Annotated in this window: 27 protein-coding genes and 1 tRNA gene; 10 read left to right on the forward strand and 18 right to left on the reverse strand. The window is 66.8% G+C overall.

Translation table 11 applies throughout. The annotated features are described in order from the left end of the window. Nucleotides 1–630, forward strand: a 630-nt coding sequence (locus ACFDS3_RS13590) for a M3 family oligoendopeptidase (RefSeq protein WP_375262893.1), incomplete at its 5' end; no start/stop codon positions are given. A gap of 37 nt (nt 631–667) precedes the next feature. On the opposite strand, the gene ACFDS3_RS13595 is transcribed toward ACFDS3_RS13590, so the two are convergent. From ACFDS3_RS13595 to ACFDS3_RS13605, 3 genes are all read right to left on the reverse strand, one after another. Beyond that, entirely contained in the window at nt 668–1,636 is a 969-nt protein-coding gene (locus tag ACFDS3_RS13595; RefSeq protein WP_375262894.1) for a Gfo/Idh/MocA family protein, read from the reverse strand. Nucleotides 1,637–1,712: 76 nt separating this feature from the next. After that, on the reverse strand, nt 1,713–2,609 hold the full coding sequence (gene rpoH / locus ACFDS3_RS13600) for an RNA polymerase sigma factor RpoH (protein ID WP_375262895.1): 897 nt from the start codon (nt 2,607–2,609) through the stop codon (nt 1,713–1,715). Nucleotides 2,610–2,760: 151 nt separating this feature from the next. Continuing rightward, on the reverse strand, nt 2,761–3,789 hold the full coding sequence (locus ACFDS3_RS13605) for an RluA family pseudouridine synthase (RefSeq protein ID WP_375262896.1): 1,029 nt from the start codon (nt 3,787–3,789) through the stop codon (nt 2,761–2,763). Between ACFDS3_RS13605 and ACFDS3_RS13610 the strand changes: the two genes are divergently transcribed. Beyond that, nucleotides 3,788–4,072, forward strand: a complete 285-nt coding sequence (locus ACFDS3_RS13610; RefSeq protein ID WP_375262897.1) for a DUF6476 family protein — start codon at nt 3,788–3,790, stop codon at nt 4,070–4,072. The genes ACFDS3_RS13605 and ACFDS3_RS13610 overlap by 2 nt on opposite strands. A gap of 2 nt (nt 4,073–4,074) precedes the next feature. Here ACFDS3_RS13610 and ACFDS3_RS13615 read toward each other — a convergent pair. Then, nucleotides 4,075–4,151, reverse strand: a tRNA-His gene (locus ACFDS3_RS13615). A gap of 108 nt (nt 4,152–4,259) precedes the next feature. On the opposite strand from ACFDS3_RS13615, the gene ACFDS3_RS13620 reads away from it, so the two are divergent. After that, the gene (locus ACFDS3_RS13620) at nt 4,260–4,463 is read left to right on the forward strand and encodes a DUF6324 family protein (RefSeq protein WP_375262898.1); all 204 of its coding nucleotides are present in this window, start codon (nt 4,260–4,262) and stop codon (nt 4,461–4,463) included. Here the strand turns inward: ACFDS3_RS13620 and ACFDS3_RS13625 are convergent. Then, complete coding sequence (locus ACFDS3_RS13625; protein WP_375262899.1) at nt 4,460–4,918, reverse strand: MmcB family DNA repair protein; 459 nt, start codon at nt 4,916–4,918, stop codon at nt 4,460–4,462. The genes ACFDS3_RS13620 and ACFDS3_RS13625 overlap by 4 nt on opposite strands. A gap of 324 nt (nt 4,919–5,242) precedes the next feature. Here ACFDS3_RS13625 and ACFDS3_RS13630 point away from each other — a divergent pair, with 324 nt between their 5' ends. Both ACFDS3_RS13630 and ACFDS3_RS13635 read left to right on the forward strand, forming a co-directional pair. Further along, the gene (locus tag ACFDS3_RS13630; RefSeq protein WP_375262900.1) at nt 5,243–6,493 is read left to right on the forward strand and encodes a hypothetical protein; all 1,251 of its coding nucleotides are present in this window, start codon (nt 5,243–5,245) and stop codon (nt 6,491–6,493) included. Beyond that, nucleotides 6,490–7,272 (forward strand): hypothetical protein, encoded by a 783-nt coding sequence (locus ACFDS3_RS13635; protein ID WP_375262901.1) that lies wholly within the window; start codon nt 6,490–6,492, stop codon nt 7,270–7,272. The genes ACFDS3_RS13630 and ACFDS3_RS13635 overlap by 4 nt, the downstream gene beginning before the upstream one ends. Here the strand turns inward: ACFDS3_RS13635 and ACFDS3_RS13640 are convergent. From ACFDS3_RS13640 to ACFDS3_RS13660, 5 genes are all read right to left on the reverse strand, one after another. After that, nucleotides 7,261–7,458, reverse strand: a complete 198-nt coding sequence (locus ACFDS3_RS13640) for a hypothetical protein (RefSeq protein WP_375262902.1) — start codon at nt 7,456–7,458, stop codon at nt 7,261–7,263. The genes ACFDS3_RS13635 and ACFDS3_RS13640 overlap by 12 nt on opposite strands. 93 nt (nt 7,459–7,551) lie before the next feature. Then, nucleotides 7,552–8,019, reverse strand: a complete 468-nt coding sequence (gene nusB, locus ACFDS3_RS13645) for a transcription antitermination factor NusB (RefSeq protein ID WP_375262903.1) — start codon at nt 8,017–8,019, stop codon at nt 7,552–7,554. A 2-nt stretch (nt 8,020–8,021) separates the two neighbouring features. Further along, entirely contained in the window at nt 8,022–8,519 is a 498-nt protein-coding gene (locus tag ACFDS3_RS13650) for a 6,7-dimethyl-8-ribityllumazine synthase (protein WP_375262904.1), read from the reverse strand. Continuing rightward, entirely contained in the window at nt 8,519–9,622 is a 1,104-nt protein-coding gene (gene ribB, locus ACFDS3_RS13655) for a 3,4-dihydroxy-2-butanone-4-phosphate synthase (protein WP_375262905.1), read from the reverse strand. The genes ACFDS3_RS13650 and ribB overlap by 1 nt, the downstream gene beginning before the upstream one ends. Nucleotides 9,623–9,995: 373 nt before the next feature. Continuing rightward, nucleotides 9,996–10,598 (reverse strand): riboflavin synthase, encoded by a 603-nt coding sequence (locus tag ACFDS3_RS13660; RefSeq protein ID WP_375262906.1) that lies wholly within the window; start codon nt 10,596–10,598, stop codon nt 9,996–9,998. 120 nt (nt 10,599–10,718) lie between these two features. On the opposite strand from ACFDS3_RS13660, the gene ACFDS3_RS13665 reads away from it, so the two are divergent. From ACFDS3_RS13665 to ACFDS3_RS13675, 3 genes are all read left to right on the forward strand, one after another. Then, a complete protein-coding gene (locus ACFDS3_RS13665; protein ID WP_375262907.1) occupies nt 10,719–12,005 on the forward strand; it encodes a capsule biosynthesis protein in 1,287 nt (428 codons plus the stop codon). Nucleotides 12,006–12,164: 159 nt separating this feature from the next. Beyond that, nucleotides 12,165–13,244 (forward strand): polysaccharide biosynthesis/export family protein, encoded by a 1,080-nt coding sequence (locus ACFDS3_RS13670; RefSeq protein ID WP_375262918.1) that lies wholly within the window; start codon nt 12,165–12,167, stop codon nt 13,242–13,244. 4 nt (nt 13,245–13,248) lie between these two features. Continuing rightward, nucleotides 13,249–15,249, forward strand: coding sequence for a capsular polysaccharide biosynthesis protein (locus ACFDS3_RS13675; RefSeq protein ID WP_375262908.1), 2,001 nt, complete (start codon nt 13,249–13,251; stop codon nt 15,247–15,249). Here the strand turns inward: ACFDS3_RS13675 and ribD are convergent. After that, complete coding sequence (gene ribD / locus ACFDS3_RS13680) at nt 15,246–16,337, reverse strand: bifunctional diaminohydroxyphosphoribosylaminopyrimidine deaminase/5-amino-6-(5-phosphoribosylamino)uracil reductase RibD (RefSeq protein ID WP_375262909.1); 1,092 nt, start codon at nt 16,335–16,337, stop codon at nt 15,246–15,248. The genes ACFDS3_RS13675 and ribD overlap by 4 nt on opposite strands. Then, on the reverse strand, nt 16,334–16,801 hold the full coding sequence (gene nrdR / locus ACFDS3_RS13685) for a transcriptional regulator NrdR (protein ID WP_375262910.1): 468 nt from the start codon (nt 16,799–16,801) through the stop codon (nt 16,334–16,336). Before nrdR ends, ribD begins: the two co-directional genes overlap by 4 nt. 169 nt (nt 16,802–16,970) lie before the next feature. Between nrdR and ACFDS3_RS13690 the strand changes: the two genes are divergently transcribed. Further along, entirely contained in the window at nt 16,971–17,642 is a 672-nt protein-coding gene (locus ACFDS3_RS13690; protein WP_375262911.1) for an SDR family oxidoreductase, read from the forward strand. A gap of 51 nt (nt 17,643–17,693) precedes the next feature. Here ACFDS3_RS13690 and ACFDS3_RS13695 read toward each other — a convergent pair whose 3' ends face one another. The 3 genes from ACFDS3_RS13695 to ACFDS3_RS13705 all read right to left on the reverse strand — a co-directional run bounded on the left by ACFDS3_RS13695 (nt 17,694) and on the right by ACFDS3_RS13705 (nt 20,280). Next, complete coding sequence (locus tag ACFDS3_RS13695; RefSeq protein WP_375262912.1) at nt 17,694–19,433, reverse strand: alpha-amylase family glycosyl hydrolase; 1,740 nt, start codon at nt 19,431–19,433, stop codon at nt 17,694–17,696. Nucleotides 19,434–19,504: 71 nt separating this feature from the next. Next, the gene (locus ACFDS3_RS13700; RefSeq protein WP_375262913.1) at nt 19,505–19,912 is read right to left on the reverse strand and encodes a secondary thiamine-phosphate synthase enzyme YjbQ; all 408 of its coding nucleotides are present in this window, start codon (nt 19,910–19,912) and stop codon (nt 19,505–19,507) included. After that, the gene (locus ACFDS3_RS13705) at nt 19,912–20,280 is read right to left on the reverse strand and encodes a hypothetical protein (protein ID WP_375262914.1); all 369 of its coding nucleotides are present in this window, start codon (nt 20,278–20,280) and stop codon (nt 19,912–19,914) included. The genes ACFDS3_RS13700 and ACFDS3_RS13705 overlap by 1 nt, the downstream gene beginning before the upstream one ends. Nucleotides 20,281–20,358: 78 nt before the next feature. Between ACFDS3_RS13705 and ACFDS3_RS13710 the strand changes: the two genes are divergently transcribed. Then, entirely contained in the window at nt 20,359–20,565 is a 207-nt protein-coding gene (locus tag ACFDS3_RS13710; protein WP_375262915.1) for a hypothetical protein, read from the forward strand. Between the two features lie 4 nt (nt 20,566–20,569). Here the strand turns inward: ACFDS3_RS13710 and ACFDS3_RS13715 are convergent, their stop codons facing one another. From ACFDS3_RS13715 to ACFDS3_RS13725, 3 genes are all read right to left on the reverse strand, one after another. Continuing rightward, nucleotides 20,570–20,911 carry a hypothetical protein gene (locus tag ACFDS3_RS13715; protein ID WP_375262916.1) on the reverse strand — a complete coding sequence of 114 codons (342 nt, stop codon included), beginning with the start codon at nt 20,909–20,911 and terminating at the stop codon, nt 20,570–20,572. A gap of 74 nt (nt 20,912–20,985) precedes the next feature. Then, on the reverse strand, nt 20,986–21,267 hold the full coding sequence (locus ACFDS3_RS13720; protein ID WP_375262917.1) for an HlyU family transcriptional regulator: 282 nt from the start codon (nt 21,265–21,267) through the stop codon (nt 20,986–20,988). 144 nt (nt 21,268–21,411) lie between these two features. Further along, the coding region (locus tag ACFDS3_RS13725; protein ID WP_375262919.1) for a sigma factor-like helix-turn-helix DNA-binding protein at nt 21,412–21,568 on the reverse strand (157 nt) is incomplete at its 5' end.

Raw genomic sequence — 21,568 nt, forward strand, 5'->3', positions numbered from 1 at the left:
CATGAACTTGGCCACGGCGTCCACCAGCGCCTTGCCGCGGGCCAAGGCGAGATGCTCGCGAACACCCCCCTGACGCTTGCCGAAACGGCAAGCGTGTTCGGCGAGATGCTGACCTTCCGCAAGCTCTTGGCGAACGCCAAGGACAAGGCCGAGCGCAAGGTCCTGCTGGCCGGCAAGGTCGAGGACATGATCAACACGGTCGTCCGCCAGATCGCGTTCTACGACTTTGAATGCAAGCTCCACGCCGCCCGCCGCGAGGGCGAGCTGACGCCGGACGAGATCAACGCGCTATGGATGTCGGTCCAGGCCGAATCCCTGGGCGACGCGTTCGACTTCATGGACGACTACCAGGTGTTCTGGGCCTACGTCCCGCACTTCGTCCACTCGCCCTTCTACGTCTACGCCTACGCGTTCGGCGACGGGCTGGTGAACGCGCTTTACGCGGCTTACGAGGAAGGCGCGCCGGACTTCCAGGACAAGTATTTCGAGATGCTGCGCGCCGGCGGGTCCAAGCACCACTCCGAGCTATTGAAGCCCTTTGGCCTCGACGCCAGCGACCCGGCCTTCTGGAACAAGGGCCTGTCGATGATCGAGGGCATGATCGACGAACTCGAGTCGATGGAAGACTGACCCCGCGCCGGTCCGGGGCGCAGGGTCCCGGGCCGGCTTAACGCTGGGCCAGTTCGAACGAGCGATCGATCATCTCGAGCGATCCGCGGGATTGCTCCAGCGTCCACGGATAGGGCGTGCCGTTGCGAACGCTGTCGCAGAACGCCTCGACTTGCAGGACATACTGGTTCACGCCCGGCCAGCGCTCAACCGTGCGGGTGTTCATGACGTTCTCTATTACCAGCTCTGCCTGGTCGAACGTCCCCGCGTTGAACGGCGCCGTCAGTTCCAGCACGCCCTTGTCGCCGTGGAACACGACCCGCTGCCGCGGCGCGAGGCGCATCGACACAACGGTGTGGAACGAGAAATCCGGGAAGGTCGCCGTCACCTCGGCGAAGCTGTCCCAGTCGCCCTCCATGGTCAGCTTGGCCGTCATGTCCCCGGGCTGCGCATCGGTCGCATAAAGGACAGAGCCGAACGCGTAGACGCCGATATCCCGCAAGCCGCCGCCGCCCATGCCGTCCCGGTTGCGGATGTTCGACGGGTCGTCGTTGAAGAAGCTGAACGTCGTCTCGACATGGCGCAGACGTCCCACTGCGCCTTCCGACAGAAGCTGCCGCGTGCGCTGCCACTGCGGGTGGTGCACGATCATGAAGGCTTCGGCGGCGAGCAGCCCCGCCTTGTCCCGCGCCTCGATCAGGCGGTCCGCCTCGGCGGCGTGCAGCGCGATCGGCTTTTCACACAGGACATGCTTGCCCGCTTCGAGCGCTTTCAGCACCCATTCGACATGCAGGTGGTTCGGCAAGGGCACGTAGATCGCGTCGATGTCGTCTGCGCCCAGCAGCGCGTCGTAATCCTCTTCGACCCGCAGGTCCGGCAGGAATTCGGCAAAGGCCGCGGCCTTGTCGGCCGAGCGTGTGGCAAGCGCCACCACCCGCGATCCGCTCGCGGCATGAAGCGCCGGTGCCATCGATTTCCGCGCAAAGTTCGACGCACCCACGATGCCCCAGCGGATAGGATCGGTCATGAAAAAAGCTCCCGGACTGTTTGTCCGGGAGCCTAGCGGGACCGACGCCGAGCGCCAGCCCTTCCGTCGCGTGGGATCAGGCGTCCGCCATCATGCCCTTGGTCGATGCCAGTTCAGTCATCCGCTTTTGCAGCTTGTCGAAGGCACGAACCTCGATTTGGCGGATCCGTTCGCGGCTGACGTCGTAGACGCCCGACAGCTCTTCCAGCGTCACCGGCTGGTCCTGCAACCGGCGCTGCGTGAGGATGTCACGCTCGCGCTCATTCAGGACGTCCATCGCCTGTGTCAGAAGTGCGCGCCGGGTCTCCAGCTCGTTCTTCTCGGCGTAGTCCTCGGCCTGGTTTGCCTCTTCGTCCTCAAGCCAGTCCTGCCATTGCGCCGAACCCTCACCTTCGTTCGAGATCGTGGCGTTCAGCGAGGCATCGGACCCGGCCATACGCCGGTTCATCGAGATCACCTCGTCCTCTGTCACGCCCAGATCGTTGGCGATCTGCTTGACGTTCTCGGGCCGCAAATCGCCCTCTTCCAAGGCGCCGATCCGGTTCTTGGCCTTGCGCAGGTTGAAGAACAGCTTCTTCTGCGCGCTCGTCGTGCCAAGCTTCACGAGGCTCCAGGACCGCAGGATGTACTCCTGGATCGAGGCGCGGATCCACCACATGGCGTAGGTCGCAAGGCGGAAACCCTTCTCGGGATCGAAGCGCTTGACCGCCTGCATAAGACCCACGTTCGCCTCCGAGATCACCTCGGCCTGCGGCAGCCCATAACCGCGATAGCCCATGGCGATCTTGGCGGCGAGTCGCAGGTGGCTTGTGACCAGCTTGTGCGCGGCTTCTGTGTCCTCATGCTCGACCCAACGCTTGGCGAGCATATATTCTTCATCAGGCTCCAGCATCGGGAAACGCCGGATCTCCTGCATGTAGCGGTTGAGGCCCTGTTCCGGGCTTGGTGCTGGAAGATTTGCGTAACTTGCCATGGTGCCCCTCCTGTGTGGCCGTCGGGCGGCTTGTCATCTATTTGGTGAACCGTTCGGTTCAGTTCAAGAGCGATGCTTGTGAATAGCGTTCGTGTTCCAAACGGATCGTAAAGAGCACAGGTCCGAAAAGTCGTCTCTCATTCGCGCGATCTCACGCGCTTGTGTCGCCCGCTACGCCGTCCAGCCCTTCAATCAACGCTTTCATGTCGGGCGGCAAATCGCTGACAAAGCTCAGGCTTTCTCCGGCCGGATGGATGAATCCCAAGGTCTGTGCATGCAGTGCCTGCCGTGGAAAGCTGTTCAAATCCTGTGCAATTTCGCTCAGTCGCCGTGCGGAAACCTTCCTCTGCCCGCCATAGACCGGGTCGCCGATCAGCGCGTGGCCGACGTGGCGCATGTGCACCCGGATCTGGTGCGTCCGCCCGGTTTCCAGCCGGCACGACACCAGCGCCACCTCGCCCCAATCCCGCTCGACCTGCACGCGCGTCACGGCATGACGTCCGCCCTGGAACGTCACCGCCTGGCGCTGCCGGTCCGTCGGATGTCGCGCGAAGTTGGTCGCGATGCGGATCACCCCGCCCGGCTCGACCCCGATGCCGCGCGTGCCGACCAGCCGGGGATCGGCAGGGCTCGGGACGCCGTGGCACAGCGCGAGGTAGCGCCGTTCGACGCTGTGGGCGGCGAACTGATCGGCCAGCGCGTGGTGGGCGCGGTCAGTCTTGGCCACGACCAGGAGGCCGCTCGTGTCCTTGTCGATCCGGTGGACGATACCGGGGCGCTTTTCCCCGCCGACTCCCGAAAGGTTGCCGCCGAAGTGATGGAGCAGCGCGTTCACCAGCGTGCCCGAGGGCGAACCCGGCGCGGGATGGACGACCATGCCGGCGGGCTTGTCCACCACGATCAGATCATCGTCCTCGTGGACCACGACCAGCGGGATGTCTTCGGCCACCATCTCGGTCTCGGCCTCTTCGGGGACATCGAGCGTGATCTCGTCCCCCTCGACCACCCGCGCCTTGGCCGAGTTCAGCACCTCGCCCCTACGGCTGACGCAGCCCGCTTCGATCAGCCTGGCAAGGCGCGAGCGGGACAGGTGCGCTTCCTCTGGCACGTCGCGGGCCAGTGCCTTATCCAGACGCGCGGGCGGTTCCGCCCCGATGATGACGACGAGGCGCACGGCCATGGATAACGAGGCTCCTTCTCCCGACGGTGCGGTGCGGCTGCTGAAATGGCTGGTCGTGGGCCTGACTGCAAGCATGATCGCGCTGGCGGTCGTGCTGATCTGGGCCATCCTTTCGGAGATTCGCGGCACGCCGGACTGGCCCGAAGCGCTCGACCTGCCCGATGGCGCCCGCCCGGCCGCGGTGACGCGGGCGCAGGACTTCACTCTGGTCATCACCGAAGCCGGCGAGCTCCTGCTGTTCGATGCAGGCGGCGCACTGACGCGCCGTATCGACCTGAAGTGAAGTGGTACCGCCTCCCTGGCTTGAACAGGGGACCTCTGGATCCACAATCCAGCGCTCTAACCAACTGAGCTAAGGCGGCCCGGTGCGCGGTGGACTACACAACTCGCGCGCCCCTTGCAACCCCGTCCGCGCCTTGCCGTGACGCCTGCGCAGGGATACCTGAAAGCGGCCAAGAAGGAGCGACCCCATGGGCATCAACGACCCCTCAGACACGTCCGCCAACATCCAGATCGGCCCGACCGACGCCGGCATGGTCCGCATCTATGTCGAAGCTGACGGCGGTGTGGAAATCCCGATGGATTTCGACCCCGAAGAGGCCGAGGAAATCGCCGAAGAGATTCGCGCCGCCGCCCAAGGTGCGCGGCAGATGACCGAGAAGAAGAAGCGCTAGACCGCCAGCCCCGCGCCGGGATCGCGCAGGGCCTGCAGGCGGCGCGCGGCATGGGTGGCGAATTTCTGGATCATCACCTTGCGCCGCGCCGGGGCGAGCTTTGCCTCGGCGCCCATCCGCACGATCTCGGCGTCGTAGGCGTCAGCGATCATCAGGCCGCTATCCTCGGGCAGCAGCTCGACCGGGAAATCGGCATCCACGGCCCAGAAGTAGCGGTCGCACCATTCCAGGTAGCCCTGCCACTTTGCATCCCCCGCGAAGTCGGCGCGACAGGACTTGCATTCGACGATCCAGATCTCGCCCTTGGGACCCAAGGCCATGACGTCCACGCGCAGGCCCGACGTCGGCACCAGCTCCTCGACGCAGACGAACCCGTGCGAAACCAGCGCGCGGGCAACGCCGCGCTGCAAGAGCTGGCCGGGTTTCAGCTGGATGTCGGCGCGGTCCTCGGGCATGGGCGGAATGTGAACAGACCGGAAACAAAAATCAAGGGCACGCGGGGCTTGTCAGCGACGGGCCGCCCGCTTACCTGATGGGTCAGGCGGGCACTGCCCTTCCCGTGTAGGGAAAAATTCCGGTGGCCTTAAGCAAATCCGAGGGGGCTGGCTCTGGCAGGGCCGTGGTTCTGCTACCTGGCTCCCACCTGTATATACAGGTCCTCGGGAATTGCACTCCCCACGGTTGTGGTGGTCCCGCCGATCGCCTTCTTCCCATCACAGCGTGATTTGAATTCCCTCGACCTGCGGTCATAGTTCGCGGGACGGCTTGGGGGATTATCGATGAATGACGGCACCGATCCGCGCCATGTGCGCGAACTTGAGGGGCACCTGAGCTGGCTCGACACCTTCTCGGGCGCAGCCTTGGGCGTCCTCTCGGCGGCGTCGGGCATCTACACCTACCTTGGCGTGTCGTCGCTGCTGGATGCCACCGGTGCGCTTTCGGTCTTTGCCGCGCTCGCCTATTCCATCGCGGTGTCGGTGGGGATCTTCGTCTTCTGGTCCTACCTGATGCGCCTTCTACCGGCGATGCGCACCGCTGCGTCGCGGCTGGGGCTTTTGGGCGCGATGGCGCTGGGATCGGTCGCTATCATCGCCATGTCATCGTGGCTGAACGCCGCGGCGCTGGCCGGGGCGGCAGCGGTGGAACAGCACCTCGCCCGGACCGTGCAGGAATACCAGAACGCGCTCGAACGTGCGAACACCATCGCCGTCTCGGCCCAGGCGCTGGAGCGTGACGTGGCGCGGGTTCGCCAGTCCTTTCAGGACCTGTCCGAGCAGGAGGCCACCGGCGACCTGTCGGGCATCTCGGGGCGCGGCGCCGTGTTCCGGCTGCTGACGCAGAAGGCCGACGAGCTTGCGGCGCTGGAGCAGCAGATCGCCCAGCAGGGCCCGGCGGTGGCGCAGGCCTTCGCCGAAGGGAACGAGATCCTTAGCCGGATGCGGTCCCTGACGGTCGAGCCCGGCCCGGTCGAGGTCCGCTCGGTCGAGTTCTCGGAGGATGCGGTGCGCCTTGCAGGGCTCATCACGCAGCTGCGGCAGCTGTCGGTCGCGCCGCTCGTCAGCCGCGCTGCCAACGACCTGTCGGAAAGCGTCGTGCGTCCCGTGCTCAGCCAGACCGAAGCAACCGCACAGGGCCAGCAGGCGACCATCGACAGCGTGCTTGAGGTGCTGGCCCAGCGGACCGAGACCTTGGCCGTCGCCGCGGCCGAGGTCGAAGGCATGCAGCCTCCGGCCGAGGTCAGCTATACGCCGATCTCGTCGGCCGACGCGGTGATCCGCTATGCTGGCAACTTCGTTCCTTCCTGGGCCGGGGCCATCGCCATCGACCTGCTGCCGGCGGTGTTGGTCCTCATCCTCATGGTGACGCAGGGCGCCATCCGCCGGTCCCGCGATCGCGTGGCGATCGAGGATTACATGACGGTGGCCGAGCTGCGCGCCGCCCTCCGTGCCCTGCGCGAGGTCGATGTCGCCGACACCCCCGACCTCGCCGAAGCGCCGAAGCCGACGCCGATCCGGGGCCGCGCGGAATGAGGACGACGTCCTCGGCCATCATCAAGGGGATCTTCGGACTGCAACTGCTAATCGGCGTGGCGCTCGTCGCCGGCGACATCAGCGCGGGCCTGCCCACGTGGACGCCCCAGCCCCGCGCGCCCCATCTTGACCAACCCGTACGCCCCGGAGACCAGACTCGCCGGTTCGAGCCGCAGCAACTGCCAGACGTGCCGAACCGCCCCTTCCCGCCCACGACCGACATGCCCGACCGGCTGATGCTGCTCGATACAGAACTGGACGGTCGCAACGTCCTGCGTTTGCTGGGGATGATCGCGCCGGGCGACGGCGACCGCGTTGGGGCGCTTCTGGCCGAGCGCTTCAAGGCAGAGGATGCGCCCGAGGCGCTTCTCGTGCATTCGCCGGGCGGATCTGTCACGGACGCGCTGGCGCTCGGCCGGAAGATCCGCGACCTGAGGGTGGCGACCGAGATTGCGCCGGGCGACGTCTGCCTGTCCGCCTGCCCCTACCTCTTTGCCGGGGGCATCGAGCGGACGGTACAGCCGGACGGATCGCTCGGCGTACACCAGCACTATTTCGGAGAGAACGTCGTCCAGCCCGCCTTCCTTGCAGTCGAAGACATCCAGCGAGGGCAGGGCCTGGTCATGGGGCACCTGGCCGAGATGGGCCTCGACCCCCTTCTGGTCCAGCACGCGCTGATGACCCCACCCGAGGCCATCTATATCTTCGTGACCGAAGAACTTGAACGGTATCGCATCGTCACCCCGCCCGAAGGCGAGGGGAACGGGTCACCGATCTGACCGGATGCGGACCGGCTTCGCCTCGGGCCGGGCCGGGAAGCGCGCGGCGATCAGCAGCCCCGACAGACCGGCGAGCGCGAGGAAAGTCGCAACGTGAACGGCCGCGCTTACGAGCCCAAACAGAACCAGAAAAAGTCCGGTCGCGGCGGCAAGCGCAAACCCGACATGAAACACAACGCTGCGCATCCGAACCTCCATCGTGGCAACACAAATGTAACATAGATGCGCGCGGCCGAGTTCCCAAGGGCTGGTTCTGTCGGCGGCGAAGCGCGGCCGAATTCAGCGCTTGTCCTGGAAGGCCTCGGGCTTGGCCGCGCGGGCCATGTGATCGAGCACGGCGTTGACGAAGCGCGACTCCTTTCCCTCGGGGAAAAACGCCTTCGCGACGTCCACATATTCCGTGATGACCACCCGCGGCGGGGCCTTGCCCTGCAACAGCTCGGCCCCGCCGGCGCGGAAGAGCGCGCGCAGGACCGGGTCGATCCGGTCAATGGGCCAGCGTTCGACCAGCGCCTTGTGGGTCATCTGGTCGATCTTGTTCTGCCACTCGACCGCAGCGTCCAGCGTCTTGCGAAAGAGGTCGAGGTCGCCCTCGGCCATCTCGCCTTCGTCGTAGATCGCGCCGAAGCGGTGGGTCTCGAACTCGGCCCGCACACGGTCTGCGGACAGGTCGCTCTGCTCCATCTGGAACAGGGCCTGAACCGCATAGAGCCGCGCGGCCGAGCGCATCTGTTTCTTGTCGGTCATGGTCAGCCTTTGGGTTTGAACCCGATGCCCTTGGGCGCGTTCCGCCATTTGCGAGACAGCGCGATCAGGTGCAACGCTGCCTCAGCGGCCCCGCCACCCTTGTTCTGCTCGCCCGCGCGCACCGCGGCCTGTTCATAGTTTTCCACGGTGAGGATGCCGTTGCCGATGCAGGCGCCGGAAAGGCCCAGCATCGTCAGCCCGCGCGCACTGTCGTTGCATACCGTTTCGTAATGGGTGGTCTCGCCCCGGATCACGCAGCCGAGCGCCACGAAACCGTCGAACTCGGCCGTGCGGTGGGCGATGCCGATGGCGGTCGGAACCTCCAGCGCACCTGGCACCTCGATCGTCTCGTGACTTGCGCCGACGGCTTCCAGCGTCTTGCGCGCGCCGGCCAGCAGGTCGTCTGCGATGTCCTTGTAGTATGGCGCAACCACGATCAGCACGCTGGGCGCGTCATCAAACTCGGGCATCGGCGGGGTGTAGTGGGATTGTCCGGCCATCAATCGATCTCCGAAATCTTGCGCGTGTCCGTGATCGAAAGCCCGTACGCTTCAAGCCCGACGACCTTCGGCTTGGGGGAGTTGGTCAGCAGGATCAGCTCGTGCAACCCGAGCGACGACAGAATCTGCGCGCCCAGCCCGTATTGCCGCAGCGTCTGCGGCGACACCTCGTCCTCGCCGGCGACCTTCATCTCGAGATCGCGCAGCAGAACCAGGACGCCACGCCCCTCGGACGCGATCAGCTCCATCGCCTCGGCGAACTCGCGGGCGCGACCTGCAGGCCCGGCGCCGACAACGTCGAGCATCGGGTCGAGCGCGTGCATCCGCACCTGCACCGGCGCGTCGCCCGAGACGTCGCCCTTGATCAGCACGATATGCTCGGCGCCCTGCGTCTCGTCCTGATAGACGCGCAGGGTCCAGTCGCCGCCGAATTCCGAAGTGATCGACTGTTCGCGGATCGGGCGCACGAGGTTGTCGTTGCGGCGGCGATAGGCGATCAGGTCGCTGATCGTGCCGATCTTCAACCCGTGGCGCTGGGCGAAGGCCACCAGGTCGGGCAGCCGGGCCATGCTCCCGTCCTCGTTCATGATCTCGCAGATCACGCCCGAGGGGTTCAGGCCGGCAAGGCGCGAGATATCCACCGCGGCCTCGGTATGGCCAGCGCGCACCAACACGCCACCGTCGCGGGCGCGCAGGGGAAAGACGTGGCCGGGCGTGGCGATGTCGGCCTGTGTCGCCGCACTATCAATGGCCACGGCCACGGTGCGCGCCCGATCATGCGCGGAAATGCCGGTCGATACGCCTTCACGCGCCTCGATTGAGACGGTGAACGCGGTCTCGTGCCGCGAAGAGTTCTGCTGCGCCATCATCGGCAGGCCCAGCGCGTCGCAGCGGGCCGAGGTCAGCGAAAGGCAGATCAGGCCCCTGCCCTCCTTCGCCATGAAGTTGATGGCATCGGGCGTGGCCATCTGCGCTGGGATCACCAGATCGCCCTCGTTCTCGCGGTCCTCGTGATCGACGAGGATGAACATGCGACCGTTGCGGGCGTCTTCGATGATTTCCTGGATCGAGGAGATCGCGTCGTGGTAATCGTGCTCGGCCATGCGCACCCTTTCGCTTTCGCCGCCCAGATAGACGGCGCAAGCCGCGAAGGCCAGAGCGGATCGCCCGCATGTGCGGCACGTCGCGTCACGCCGAGGATGCGCCAGCGGCCCGGGTCGCCTGTCGGGGCGCCGGGCTCTGTTTGGATCGTGTCGGAAGATCGGTGGCGCCACCTTGTCGGGACGCGAGAGCGGCCTGGCGGGGCGTCACCCCCGGCCTTGTCATCTCACCGGTGAGAGGGTCAGGAGCGGGCTTGCCGGATTGCTAGGCCCGGCCGGCCCCCATCGCTCTCGCTGTTGTCTTCCCTTGCGCGCAGGGAGGTGATGCCTTTGCGGTGGTTCAGGCGGCGTGAACGCGGCGCGCGGTGGAAGGCCCTCAGCCGGCGTCCCGCAGCCGCGCGACGTAGCGAGCGACGGTGTCCACCTCGAGATTGACGAGGTCGCCTTCGGCCGCGTCACCCCACGTCGTCACCTTTTTGGTGTGCGGGATCAGGTTCACGCCGAAACGCGCACCCTCGACCTCGTTCACGGTCAGCGACGTGCCGTTCAGCGCGATCGAGCCCTTGGGCGCGATGAAGCGCTCCAGTTCGGCCGGCGCCTCGAAGGTATAGCGGGTGCTGTCGCCCTCGTCCCGAACCGACACGATCCGCGCGACCCCGTCGACATGTCCCGACACGATGTGGCCGCCCAATTCGTCCCCCACCCGCAGGCTGCGTTCGAGGTTCACGCGCCGACCCACCAGCCAGCCGTCGGCGCCGATATTGGTGCGCGACAGCGTCTCGGCCGAAATCTCCACGTCGAACCATTCGCGGGGCTCGGTGCCGGTCGAGATCACGGTCAGGCAGATGCCGTCGCACGCGATCGAGGCGCCCATCGGGATGTCGCCCGCGGGCCAGGAGCAGCCGATCCGCGCCCGCATGTCGCCGCGCATCTCGACCTCGAGAACCTCGCCAACATCGCCGATCAGTCCCGTGAACATCGCCTGACTCCCGTCCTCGTCACGTCCTCTCTTGGCGCGAAGTTAAGGGCGCTGCAAGAAGATGCCATCATACGGCCGAATTCCCTCGCTAAAGAGGGAGCATGGGAGGGCAAAGGGCGAATGAACGATCCGACGACACGCAGCTACCTGTTCCTGCAGGGGCCGCACGGGCCGTTCTTTGGCCAGCTGGGCCGGATGCTCGGACGGACGGGCGCGCGGTGCTGGCGGATCGGCTTCAATCGTGGGGACCAAGCGTTCTGGTTCGACCGCAAGAGTTTCATCCCCTATCGCGGCACGCCCGACGAATGGCCCGAGGTTCTTGCCCAGACACTCGAGGGCAAGGGGATCACGGACGTCGTCCTCTACGGCGACACCCGGCCGATCCACGCGACCGCCATCAGACAGGCCGCCGCGCGCGGGATCAAGGTGCACGTCTTCGAGGAGGGATACCTGCGCCCCTACTGGGTCACCTACGAGCGGGGCGGCGCCAACGGCCACTCGAAGCTGATGTCGACCGGCGTGGCGGACATGCGCGAGGCTCTCGCCGGGGCCGAGACCGACATGCCCGTCGCCCCCGCCCATTGGGGCGACATGCGCGAGCACATCTGGTACGGCGCGCTCTACCATGCCGCCGTCCTGTTCGGGAACCGCCGCTATTCGGGCTTCCGCCCTCACCGCACGCTGACGGTCGAAGAAGAGTTCCGTCTCTACTTCGCGCGGCTCCTGCTGGCGCCGGCGCACTGGGCGGATCGGGCAGTCGCCACGGGTCGCGTCAGGCGCGGGGGCTTTCCCTACCACCTTGCACTTCTGCAACTGGAACATGACAGCAACTTCCTGAACCATTCGCCCTTCCAGAGCGGCACAGACTTCCTGCGCGTCGTCATCGAAGGGTTCGCCGTTGGCGCGCCCGGCCACCACCACCTGATCTTCAAGGCCCATCCGCTGGAGGACGGCCGCATCGACCAGCGCCGGACGATCCGGGCGCTCGCCCGCGCGCACGGCGTGGCCGACCGCGTCCACTACATCCGCGGCGGCAAGCTGGCCGCGCTTCTGGACCATGCGCGGTCGGCTGTGACGGTGAACTCGACCGCCGCGCAGCAGGTGCTGTGGCGCGGGCTGCCGCTCAAGGTGTTCGGCGAGGCTGTTTATGCCAAGCCCGAATTCGTCTCGATCCAGCCGCTGGCCGAGTTCTTCCGCCAGCCCTCGCGCCCCGACGCGCGCGCCTATCGCGACTACCGGCGCTACCTGCTCGAAACCAGCCAGATCGCCGGCAGCTACTATTCCTCGCCCGGGCGACTGCAGCTTCTGCGCCAGGTCACGGACATGATGCTCGCCCCGCATGACCCCTACGATGCCTTGCGCCTCGGCAAGGCGGGTCCTCGGCGCTACCTGCATGTGGTGAATTAGAGACACCGTCCCATTCGGTGTGGATTTTCAGTCCGGCTCGGGTATCCTGAGCCCAAAAAATACCAGAGGCAGACAAGAAAAACAGGTCGAGGAGACCGGGCAGTGTATCTCAAGAACGCGTCCTGGGCGAAACCGTTCGCCCTGCTCGCCGCTGTGGCCATGGTCAGCGCGTGCGGCCTTCCGCGCGTGGGACCGAACAAGCGAGAGATCTTCAACGGGTCGGTGCAGCGGCAGGGCGACGCCTTCATCGTCTCGGTCAACCGGCGCGTGACCACGGCGACCGCCGTCTATCCCGCGCTGGGCTTCAGCCCCGCCTTTCTAAATGCCGGGCTCATCGGCTCGGACACCATTCGCCCCGGCGATACGCTGGGCCTGACGATCTACGAGAATGTCGAAGATGGCTTGCTGGTCCCACAAGGTGCGCCCGCCACGGTACTGGACGAAGTGCAAGTCGATGGCGACGGCTACATCTTCGTGCCCTATGCCGGCCGGATCCGCGCAGCCGGCAACACGCCCGAGGCGATCCGGCGCATCATCTCCGAGCGACTCGGCAGTCAGACGCCCGACCCGCAGATCCTCGTCCGCCGCCTCGCCGGCGACGGCGCCGCGGTATCGATCGTCGGCGGTGTCTCGGCTGCGGGCGTATATCCGATCGAGCGGCCCACGCGGACGCTTTCGGCCATGCTCGCGCAGGCTGGCGGGCTGGCGATCCCGCAGGACGTGGCGCAAGTCACCGTCAGCCGCGGCAACCTGCAAGAGACCGTCTGGTTCGAGGACCTCTTCACCCACCCGCGCTACGACATCGCCCTCAGGGACGGCGACCGCATTCTGGTCGAGCAAGACAGCCGCGCCTTTACCGCGCTTGGTGCGACGGGCAGCCAACAGCTCGTGACCTTTGACCGGCAGGTCATTTCGGCCATCGAGGCGATTGCACTGGTGGGCGGGCTTTCGACTCAGCTCGCCGATCCCACTGGCGTCTTCGTGTTCCGCAACGAACCCGAAGACATCGCCGAGCTGGTGCTGGGCCGCGTCGACCTCGTGGGGCCGCAGCGGATGGTCTACGTGCTCGACCTGACCGAGCCCAATGGCATGTTCGAAGCACGCGACTTCGCGATCCGCGACGGCGACACGGTCTACGTGACCGAAGCACCCTACGTGCAGGTCCAGAAGGTGGTCGGTGTCCTGACCGGCGCGACATCCTCGCTTTCGACGGTGCAGAGCACAGTTTCGAGCGACTGACCCCGTGGGCCGTCCTCCCGCGCTTCGGGTCTACACGGGCGGCTTCCTGAATTCGCGCCTGCGCCGCATCCTGACGCTCGCCGGGTGGCGCGTGACCACCGGCCGCCCGCGCGACGGCGACGCCGTGGGTGTCTGGGGCCGATCCCCTCATGCGCGACGGGGAGAGGCCGTGGCCGCGCGGACCGGCGCGCCGTTGGTGCGGACCGAGGACGCGTTCCTGCGCTCGCTGATGCCAGGCCGGTCGGGCGAGCCGCCGCTGGGCCTTCTGATCGACCGCGCGGGCGTCCATTTCGACAGCAGCTCGCCGTCGGACCTTGAGCGTCTGCTTGCAACGGCGCCGCTCGACGATACGGCGGTGCTGGACCGCGCGCGCCACCTCGCCACGCGATTGAAGCGCGCGCATCTGACCAAGTACAGCGCCGTCGATCCGTCGCTGCCAGTGCCGGAACCGGGTTATGTGCTTGTGATCGACCAGACGCGGGGCGACGCCTCCATCCGCCATTCCGGCGCAAACGAGGCGACATTTGCCGAGATGCTGACCGTCGCCCGGCTGGAGCACCCCGGCGCGCGCATTGTCATCAAGACCCACCCCGAGACCGCGCGCGGCTACCGCCCCGGCCACTTCGGGCCAAGCGATCTGGACGCACGGACATCGATCATGGACGCGCCGGTCTCACCCTGGCACCTGCTCGAGGGCGCCGTGGCGGTCTATACCGTCAGTTCGCAGCTGGGGTTCGAGGCGATCCTTGCCGGCCATTGCCCCCGCGTTTTGGGGCAGCCCTTCTACGCCGGTTGGGGCCTGACCGAAGACGAGTATCCGGTCGCCCGCCGTATCCGCCGCCTCACCCGCGCGCAGTTGGTGGCGGGGGCTTTGATCCAGTACCCCACCTGGTACGACCCCTACCGCGACCGCCTGTGCGAGGTCGAGAATGTCGTCGATGCGCTAGAGGCACAAGCTCGGGCGTGGCGCGAGGATCGACATGGCCACGTCGCGCTCGGGATGCGCCTGTGGAAGCGTGGGCCGCTGCAGCGCACCTTCGGCCGCTGGCGCCCCGTTCGGTTCGAACGCGACGCCGACCGCGCCTGCCGCCGTGCCACGGCCGAAGCGCGCAACCTGCTTGTCTGGGCGGGGGCCGAGCGCACGGGGCTGTCCGCGCCGCGGGTTCTGCGGGTCGAGGACGGATTCCTCCGCTCTCGCGGACTGGGCGCAGATCTGATCCCGCCGCTGTCGCTGGTGACGGACGAGCTCGGCATCTACTATGACCCGACACGCCCCTCGCGGCTGGAGCAACTGATCGCCGACAGCGTCTACCTGCCCGAACCCGACCTGCGCCGGGCCGAGCGGCTTTCGGCGACTCTCGTGGCGAGCGGCCTGACGAAGTACAACGTCGGGCGCGCCGACCCACCGCCCCTGCCCCGCGGCCATCGCATTCTGGTGCCCGGCCAGGTCGAGGACGACGCCTCGATCCGCCTCGGCGCGGGCGAGATACGCACCAACGCGGCGCTTCTGGCGTCGGCGCGCGCGGCGAAACCCGAAGCTGTGGTCCTTTACAAGCCCCACCCGGACGTCGAGGCGGGCCTGCGCCCCGGCGCAATCGACGCCTCGGAGGCTGACATGGTGCTGCGGGGCGTGGACCCCGCGGTGCTCTTGCCGCTTGTGGACGAGGTATGGACGATGACTTCGACCATCGGGTTCGAGGCGCTCTTGCGGGGCATTCCCGTGACCTGCCTCGGGACGCCTTTCTACGCGGGGTGGGGCCTGACCAGCGACCTCGGCCCGGTCCCCGACCGGCGCCGGGTCGAGGTGCCGCTTTCAGGCCTCGTCCATGCAGCGTTGGTCGCCTACCCGCGTTACACGGACCCCATGACCGGTTTGCCCTGCCCGCCAGAGGTCGTGGCGGACCGACTGGCGTCCGGCACTATACCGCGGCCGGGGCGAGGGAACCGTGCGCTTGCGAAGCTTCAGGGCACTTTTGCCGGGCACACGCATCTCTGGCGGCGCTAGGCGGCAGTTTCCCAGACAGACATCGTGTCAGCGCCGACGCGGCGGGTCCCGGTCAGGGCAAAACGCGGGGCGATGGAGAGCGCATCCACCCCCAGCGCGGCCACTGCGGGCTGCCCCTCGGCCCCGAGCACGCAGCCCGCGCCGAAAGTCACGAGCCGGTCGACCAGCCCGCCCTGCAGCAGGGATGCCGCAAGGCTGCCGCCACCCTCGCAGAAGACGCGGGTGATCCCGCGGTCGGACAGGCTGTGCAGGATGCGCGTAGCGTCAAGGTATCCGCCGGCGACCGGCACCGCGATGCAGGTGGCGCCGCGGTCAGTCCATTCGGCGACACGATCCTCGCGCGCCTCAGAGCCGTGAAGCAGCCAGAGCGGCCCTTCGGCGACCGAGGCGGCGAGTGCACCTTCGGACGGCAGGTCGAGCTTGCGGGCGGCGATCACACGGACGGGCTGGAGGTCGGCGCCCATTTCGCGCACCGTCAGGCGCGGGTCGTCGGCCCGCGCAGTGCCGCCGCCGACCAGAACCGCGTCGTGGGACAAGCGCATGGCGTGAACCGCGCGCCGGGCGTCGGGGCCGGTGATCCAGCGGCTCTCGCCGCTCGCCGTCGCGATCCGGCCGTCGAGCGTGGTCGCAAGCTTCAGCGTCACCATCGGCCGCTGCCGCAGAACGCGGGACAGAAACCCGGCCTGATCGCGCCGCGCCTCCGCCGCGCCGATTCCGGTAACGACCTCGATCCCCGCCTCGCGCAGAATGACGTGGCCGCGGCCCGCGACCCGCGGATCGGGGTCCTCGAGCGCGGTGACCACGCGCGCCACACCCGCTGCGACGAGCGCCTCGGCGCAGGGCGGCGTGCGCCCATGATGGGCGCAAGGTTCGAGCGAGACATAAGCCGTAGCCCCGCGCGCTTCCGCGCCGGCCTGGGCAAGCGCCACCGTTTCCGCATGAGGCCGCCCGCCGTCCTGAGTCCACCCGCGGCCGATCACGCGATCCTCGCGGACGATCACGCAGCCAACGGCCGGGTTCGGCCAGACGCGCCCCAGCCCGCGCCGGCCAAGGCGCAGCGCGTGGGCCATATGGTCGGCGTCGCTCACCCTTCGGGCTTGGCTAGAGGCCTGAGTTCGCTCACGAACTTGTCGAAATCGTCGGCGGCCTGGAAATTCTTGTAGACGCTGGCAAACCGCACGTAGGCAACCGCATCGATCCGGGCGAGGCTTTCCATCACGATCTCGCCGATGACCTTCGAGGGGATGTCCGTCTCGCCCATGCTTTCCAGCCGGCGGACGATCCCGCTGATCATCTGGTCCACGCGCTCCTGATCGACAGGGCGCTTCTGCATCGAGATGCGAACCGAACGCTCCAGCTTGTCGCGGTCGAAATCCTCGCGACGGCCGTTGGTCTTGACCACGACCAGATCGCGCAGCTGCACCCGTTCGTAGGTGGTGAACCGGCCCCCGCAGGCGGTGCACAGGCGGCGGCGGCGGATCGCAACGTGGTCCTCGGCGGGCCGCGAGTCCTTCACCTGGGTGTCGACATTGCCGCAGAACGGACAGCGCATCGGTATCCCCCTTCGGGCGAGAAATCCCCTCGTCGCCTATCCTTAGCGGCCGGCCCCAGCGATGGACAACAGGAAACGCTCCTCCCCCATATGAAGGGTCGCCGGGGTGGTGAACCGATGCAAGCGGATCACGTTGGGCTGGGATCAATCATCACGGAGACGATCGGACATGGCCAAAACACTTTTCATCACCGGCGCAAGCTCGGGAATCGGGGCCGAGACGGCACGGACGGCGGCAAAGGCCGGCTGGGACGTCGCCCTTTTCGCCCGCTCGGCCGAAAAGCTCGAGGCGCTGGCGGACGAGATCGGCGAGGCCGCCCTGCCCTTGCCCGGTGACGCAACCGACCTCGCCGCGCAAGAGGACGCTGTCGCGAAGGCGATGGAGCGCTTCGGTGGCATTGATGCAGCCTTCGCCAATGCGGGGCGCGGGATGAAGAAGGCGGGCGTGGTCGAAGGCGATGCCGACGACATTGCGAGCATGATCGAGTTGAATGTCACCGCGCTGGTCTGGACCGCGCGGGCGGTGATGCCCGAACTGAAGAAGACGCAAGGCACGTTGGTGCTGACGGGATCGGCAGCCGGTCGGCGGCATATCTCCGGCTCGATCTACGGCGCGACGAAGTACTTCGTGCACGGCTTCGCCGGGAACATGGCGGACGAGATGCGGGAATGGGGCGGTCGGTGCAGCCTGATTGCGCCGGGCATGGTCGACACGCCGTTCTTCGACGAGAGCAAGCCGGACAAGCTGCACCCCTCGGACGTGGCCGGGGCGGTGCTGTTCGCCATCGAGGCTGACCCTCGCGCCGCCATTCGCGAAGTCTTCCTGATGCCCCAGAACTGAGGGCGCGGGGGCGGAATGCTCCGCCCCCGATGTCAGCGGGCGCCGGTCCGGCTACGGCTCGGTGCCGAGCGCGCAGCCAAAGCCGAAGGGCGGGATCTCGATCCCGGTCTTCTGCATCTCGGTGACCATGCCGGGGCCGGTGACGAGTTTGCGCTTGCCGACGCGCTCGGCCGGAAGGGTCTGGGTCTGCGCGCTGAAATTGATGAAGCACATCAGGTGCTCCCCCTCGCCATAGCGCTCCCAGATGATCAGTGGCGCGAGATCGGGCGGATAAACGCGCTCACCACCCCACCGCAACAGCGGCTGACCGTTCCGCCAGTCGAGGAAACTGCGCAGGAAGTTGAGCGCGCTGTCGGGGTCATCTGCCTGACGATCCGCGCTCAGTGGGCAATGCTCTGGCGGGACGCGCATCCACGGCTCTCCTTCGGTAAAGCCCCCATGCGGCGCGTCCGCCGACCACGGCATGGGCGTGCGGGCACCGTCCCGTCCCTCGAAGTCGGGCCAGAAGGCGATGCCCCACGGGTCACGCAGGTCTTCGAAGCGCAGTTCGGGATGTGGCAGAGCAAGCTCTTCGCCCTGATAAATGATCCCCCCGCCTTTCAGCGCGAACTGCATGAAGAACAGCATCTTCTGCGCGGCCACCTCCTGCTCGCGCGTCTCGGCAAAGGGCGCGAAATCAGTGACGGCCCGACGCGAATCGTGGTTGGACAGCACGTTCATCATCCAGCCCGTGCGCAGGAAGGCGCTGCGATAGGTCAGGATCTCGGTCAGCGGGCGGATCTCGCGCGGGACATAGATGAGGCTGAAGTCATAGACCGCGTGCAGCCCGTCACCGTGGACGGTGTACTTTTCCGAGATGCGGGCGCTGTCGGTGTCCGCGAGTTCACCGATCAGAACCCGCTCGGGCTCGTAGCCGCGGACGGCGTTGCGCAGGCGCTCCACGATCGGGAACGCGTCCGGCACATCGCGGTCGAACAAGTGCGATTGCTTGCGGAAGGGATTGTTTTCTCCCCCACCGAGCGGCGCGACCGGGCCGCGGCTGTCCTCGGGCGGGTTCGAGCGCAGGTCGGCGTCGTAGGACAGGCACTGGATCGCATCGAGACGGAAGCCGTCCACGCCGTGGTCAAGCCAGAAGCGCATGGCATCAATGACGGCGTCCAGAACCTCTTTCTTGCGCAGGTTCAGGGCCGGCTGACACTCGAGAAACGGGTGGTAGTAGTATTGCGACCGCCGCGGCTCCCACGTCCAGGCAGGACCGCCGAAGGAACTGAGCCAGTTGTTCGGCGGACCGCCATCGGGCGCGGCATCCGCCCAGACATACCAATCGCCGTAGGGGCCACCCTTGTCGCGGCGGCTTTCCTCGAACCAATGGTGCTCGTCCGAAGTGTGGCACGGGATCACGTCCAGCAGGACCTTCAGCCCGCGGGAATGCGCCTCGGATACCATATAGTCGAAATCGCCGAGGTTGCCGTGGATCGCGTCAACAGCGCGGAAATCGGTGATGTCGTAGCCAAAATCTTCTTGTGGAGAGGGGAAGATCGGGCTCAGCCAGAAGCCGTCCACGCCCAGCGACTTGATGTAGTCGAGCTTTTCGCACACGCCCCGGATGTCGCCGATCCCGTCGCCGTTGGAATCGTAGAAGCTGCGGACATAGACTTGGTACAGGGCCGCGCCGCGCCACCATTCGCGGCGCGAGAGCGGGGTGAGCGGTTCACGTTGCGCCACCTGCGCGACAATGGATTCCCGGGTGTGGCGCAGCGTCGCGCGCCGGCGCGAAAAGATCTCTCTCATGAACTGTAGCCTGTCTGTCTTTGCCATGTGCAACAGGCGACAGGCGATCGCGTTCCCGTTTGCGTCGTGGATCAGGTCAGAGCAGCCGCGACCCGGCGGGTGTGGGGCGCGTCGCGATGCTCCCACAGATAGATGCCCTGCCACGTGCCAAGCGCCATGCGGCCGTTTGAAACCGGGATGCTGAGCGACACCGGCAAATGCGCGGCCTTGATGTGCGCGGGCATGTCGTCCGGCCCTTCCGCACGGTGGCGCAGGTAGCGCATGTCGGGCGTGTCGGTGCGCGGGACGAGGCGGTCGATCCAGGCCATCAGGTCAGTCTGCACGTCCGGGTCCGCGTTCTCCTGGATCAGCAGCGAGCACGAGGTGTGCCGCACAAAGAGGGTCAGCACGCCATCGCGCCGGGGCAGCCAGTCCGCGACGTCGTCGGTGAACTCGTAGAGGCCGGGACCGCGGGTGGCAATTTCGAACGCAGTCTGCATCAACGCACTCCGGTCTCGTCGCAAAGGGTGCGCGCAAAGGAGGCCGAGAATCCCGGCCCGCCCTGCAACAGCAGAAGACCCGTCGGCTGCGCCCGCGCCGGATCGAGATCAAAGGCAATCCCCTCACCCTGGCGGCGCATCGGCCGATCATAGCGATAGATCTTCGTTCCTGGCGGCGGCAGGTGGAGCTTGCGGACGACATAGTCGTCGGCGGCGCACCAATAGGCGGGGGCGCCGGATCTGCCGGTCCACGGCACATGAAACGTGTCGGACCCGGTAGGGGCGACGATCAAACCGTTCTGCGCAATGAACGCAGCGGCCGGTGTGGCAGCCCCGAGTGCGAGAGCAAGCGTGAGGGAACGGAGCATGGGTGTCCTCTCGTTGTCATAGGCAGACGGACGCGAATGCGACCAGTCTTGCGAGAGAAGATGAAAGGAGGACGCACAATGTCCACTAACGATCGCGACGACAAGACCAAGGACCCCAAGACCGGTCCGGGATCGACCAGCGATCCGAACCAGGCGAACCGCACGCCGATGCCCAAGGAAGAGACCATCCGGCCGAACGCCACGTCCGACAGCAAGCGGGATTCGGGAACTCCGTCAAGCGGCCCCGGCTCGACCAGCGATCCGAACCAGGCCAACCGAACCTGAGACGTCAGCGCGCGCGGACCGGGATCGGCACCGGCTCGGGAGCGCGGCGGCGCCCCCCGCCCGGCGCGTCGTCATAGGTCATGCCCATGACAACGATGCCGGTCTGGACGCCCGCAAAGACGATGCCGTTCAGCATGAAGAAGACCAGTGCAGCCAGCCATCCGCCCGATACCGAACTCACCAGATGGCCCAGCCCCGCCACATCGAAGCCAAGCAGGGTGCCAGTAAAGATGCCGGACAGCCCGAAGCCGATCGTTGCGTGCAGGATATAAAGCCTCACGACCCGTGGCAGACGGGATAGCTTGGCGGGCTTGCGCTTGAAGGGATTGGTGGCATCGAAGGGCATGGGACTCTCCGTCAGTACGTGCCCAGCCTAGCGGGCGCTTCCGGTGGCGCAACGCGTCATTCCGCCCCGCCGGCTCACGAAAACAGGCCTTCGCCCTGCTCGTCGATCACCTGCTTGGACTTGGCGATCGCGGCCTCGACTGCAGTGTCGCGCGCTGCAGTCATGTCGGCACGGATCAAGTGGTGAGACCTCGTCTCGCCGTTCACCTCCTTCTCGATCCACGCGGCTAGGCGATGCTGCTTGCCCTCGACGATGGGTGCCGGGCGAATGATGAAGCCCTTGTAGGTCACGGGCTGCTCCTCGGGCGCGGACGCGCCGCCGCCACCACGGCCGAAGAGCTTGGAAAGAATGGACATGCTGGGTCCCCTCGTCATGTTTCCTTGGAAACATAGGCTTGAACGGCGGGATGCGAAGGGCAATCCCTCCGTCTCAAGGACAGAGCGCCGAGCCGGGGTAATCGGCGAGAGCGCCAGGGAGTGGCACCCTCGCCGACCGTCGTCTTACTGGTCCAGGAACGACCGCAGCTTCCGCGACCGGCTCGGGTGCTTGAGCTTGCGCAGCGCCTTCGCCTCGATCTGGCGGATGCGCTCGCGCGTCACGCTGAACTGCTGGCCGACCTCTTCCAGCGTGTGGTCGGTGTTCATGCCGATGCCGAAG

The organism is Palleronia sp. (assembly GCF_042089775.1).
In the GTDB taxonomy this organism is placed as follows: Bacteria; Pseudomonadota; Alphaproteobacteria; order Rhodobacterales; family Rhodobacteraceae; genus Palleronia.

Excerpts from the sequence above, each read along its gene's own strand:
- ACFDS3_RS13625 (WP_375262899.1), bottom strand. The coding sequence starts at position 4,918 with ATGCCCGAGGACCGCGCCGACATCCAGCTGAAACCCGGCCAGCTCTTG.
- ACFDS3_RS13690 (WP_375262911.1), top strand. The coding sequence starts at position 16,971 with ATGGCCAAAACACTTTTCATCACCGGCGCAAGCTCGGGAATCGGGGCC.
- ACFDS3_RS13595 (WP_375262894.1), bottom strand. The coding sequence starts at position 1,636 with ATGACCGATCCTATCCGCTGGGGCATCGTGGGTGCGTCGAACTTTGCG.
- ACFDS3_RS13620 (WP_375262898.1), top strand. The coding sequence starts at position 4,260 with ATGGGCATCAACGACCCCTCAGACACGTCCGCCAACATCCAGATCGGC.
- ACFDS3_RS13665 (WP_375262907.1), top strand. The coding sequence starts at position 10,719 with ATGAACGATCCGACGACACGCAGCTACCTGTTCCTGCAGGGGCCGCAC.
- ribB (WP_375262905.1), bottom strand. The coding sequence starts at position 9,622 with ATGGCCGAGCACGATTACCACGACGCGATCTCCTCGATCCAGGAAATC.
- rpoH (WP_375262895.1), bottom strand. The coding sequence starts at position 2,609 with ATGGCAAGTTACGCAAATCTTCCAGCACCAAGCCCGGAACAGGGCCTC.
- ACFDS3_RS13705 (WP_375262914.1), bottom strand. The coding sequence starts at position 20,280 with ATGCTCCGTTCCCTCACGCTTGCTCTCGCACTCGGGGCTGCCACACCG.
- ACFDS3_RS13710 (WP_375262915.1), top strand. The coding sequence starts at position 20,359 with ATGTCCACTAACGATCGCGACGACAAGACCAAGGACCCCAAGACCGGT.
- ACFDS3_RS13635 (WP_375262901.1), top strand. The coding sequence starts at position 6,490 with ATGAGGACGACGTCCTCGGCCATCATCAAGGGGATCTTCGGACTGCAA.
- nusB (WP_375262903.1), bottom strand. The coding sequence starts at position 8,019 with ATGACCGACAAGAAACAGATGCGCTCGGCCGCGCGGCTCTATGCGGTT.
- ACFDS3_RS13670 (WP_375262918.1), top strand. The coding sequence starts at position 12,165 with ATGGTCAGCGCGTGCGGCCTTCCGCGCGTGGGACCGAACAAGCGAGAG.
- ACFDS3_RS13715 (WP_375262916.1), bottom strand. The coding sequence starts at position 20,911 with ATGCCCTTCGATGCCACCAATCCCTTCAAGCGCAAGCCCGCCAAGCTA.
- ACFDS3_RS13700 (WP_375262913.1), bottom strand. The coding sequence starts at position 19,912 with ATGCAGACTGCGTTCGAAATTGCCACCCGCGGTCCCGGCCTCTACGAG.
- nrdR (WP_375262910.1), bottom strand. The coding sequence starts at position 16,801 with ATGCGCTGTCCGTTCTGCGGCAATGTCGACACCCAGGTGAAGGACTCG.
- ACFDS3_RS13605 (WP_375262896.1), bottom strand. The coding sequence starts at position 3,789 with ATGGCCGTGCGCCTCGTCGTCATCATCGGGGCGGAACCGCCCGCGCGT.
- ACFDS3_RS13610 (WP_375262897.1), top strand. The coding sequence starts at position 3,788 with ATGGATAACGAGGCTCCTTCTCCCGACGGTGCGGTGCGGCTGCTGAAA.
- ACFDS3_RS13650 (WP_375262904.1), bottom strand. The coding sequence starts at position 8,519 with ATGGCCGGACAATCCCACTACACCCCGCCGATGCCCGAGTTTGATGAC.
- ACFDS3_RS13630 (WP_375262900.1), top strand. The coding sequence starts at position 5,243 with ATGAATGACGGCACCGATCCGCGCCATGTGCGCGAACTTGAGGGGCAC.
- ACFDS3_RS13720 (WP_375262917.1), bottom strand. The coding sequence starts at position 21,267 with ATGTCCATTCTTTCCAAGCTCTTCGGCCGTGGTGGCGGCGGCGCGTCC.
- ACFDS3_RS13695 (WP_375262912.1), bottom strand. The coding sequence starts at position 19,433 with ATGAGAGAGATCTTTTCGCGCCGGCGCGCGACGCTGCGCCACACCCGG.
- ACFDS3_RS13660 (WP_375262906.1), bottom strand. The coding sequence starts at position 10,598 with ATGTTCACGGGACTGATCGGCGATGTTGGCGAGGTTCTCGAGGTCGAG.
- ACFDS3_RS13640 (WP_375262902.1), bottom strand. The coding sequence starts at position 7,458 with ATGCGCAGCGTTGTGTTTCATGTCGGGTTTGCGCTTGCCGCCGCGACC.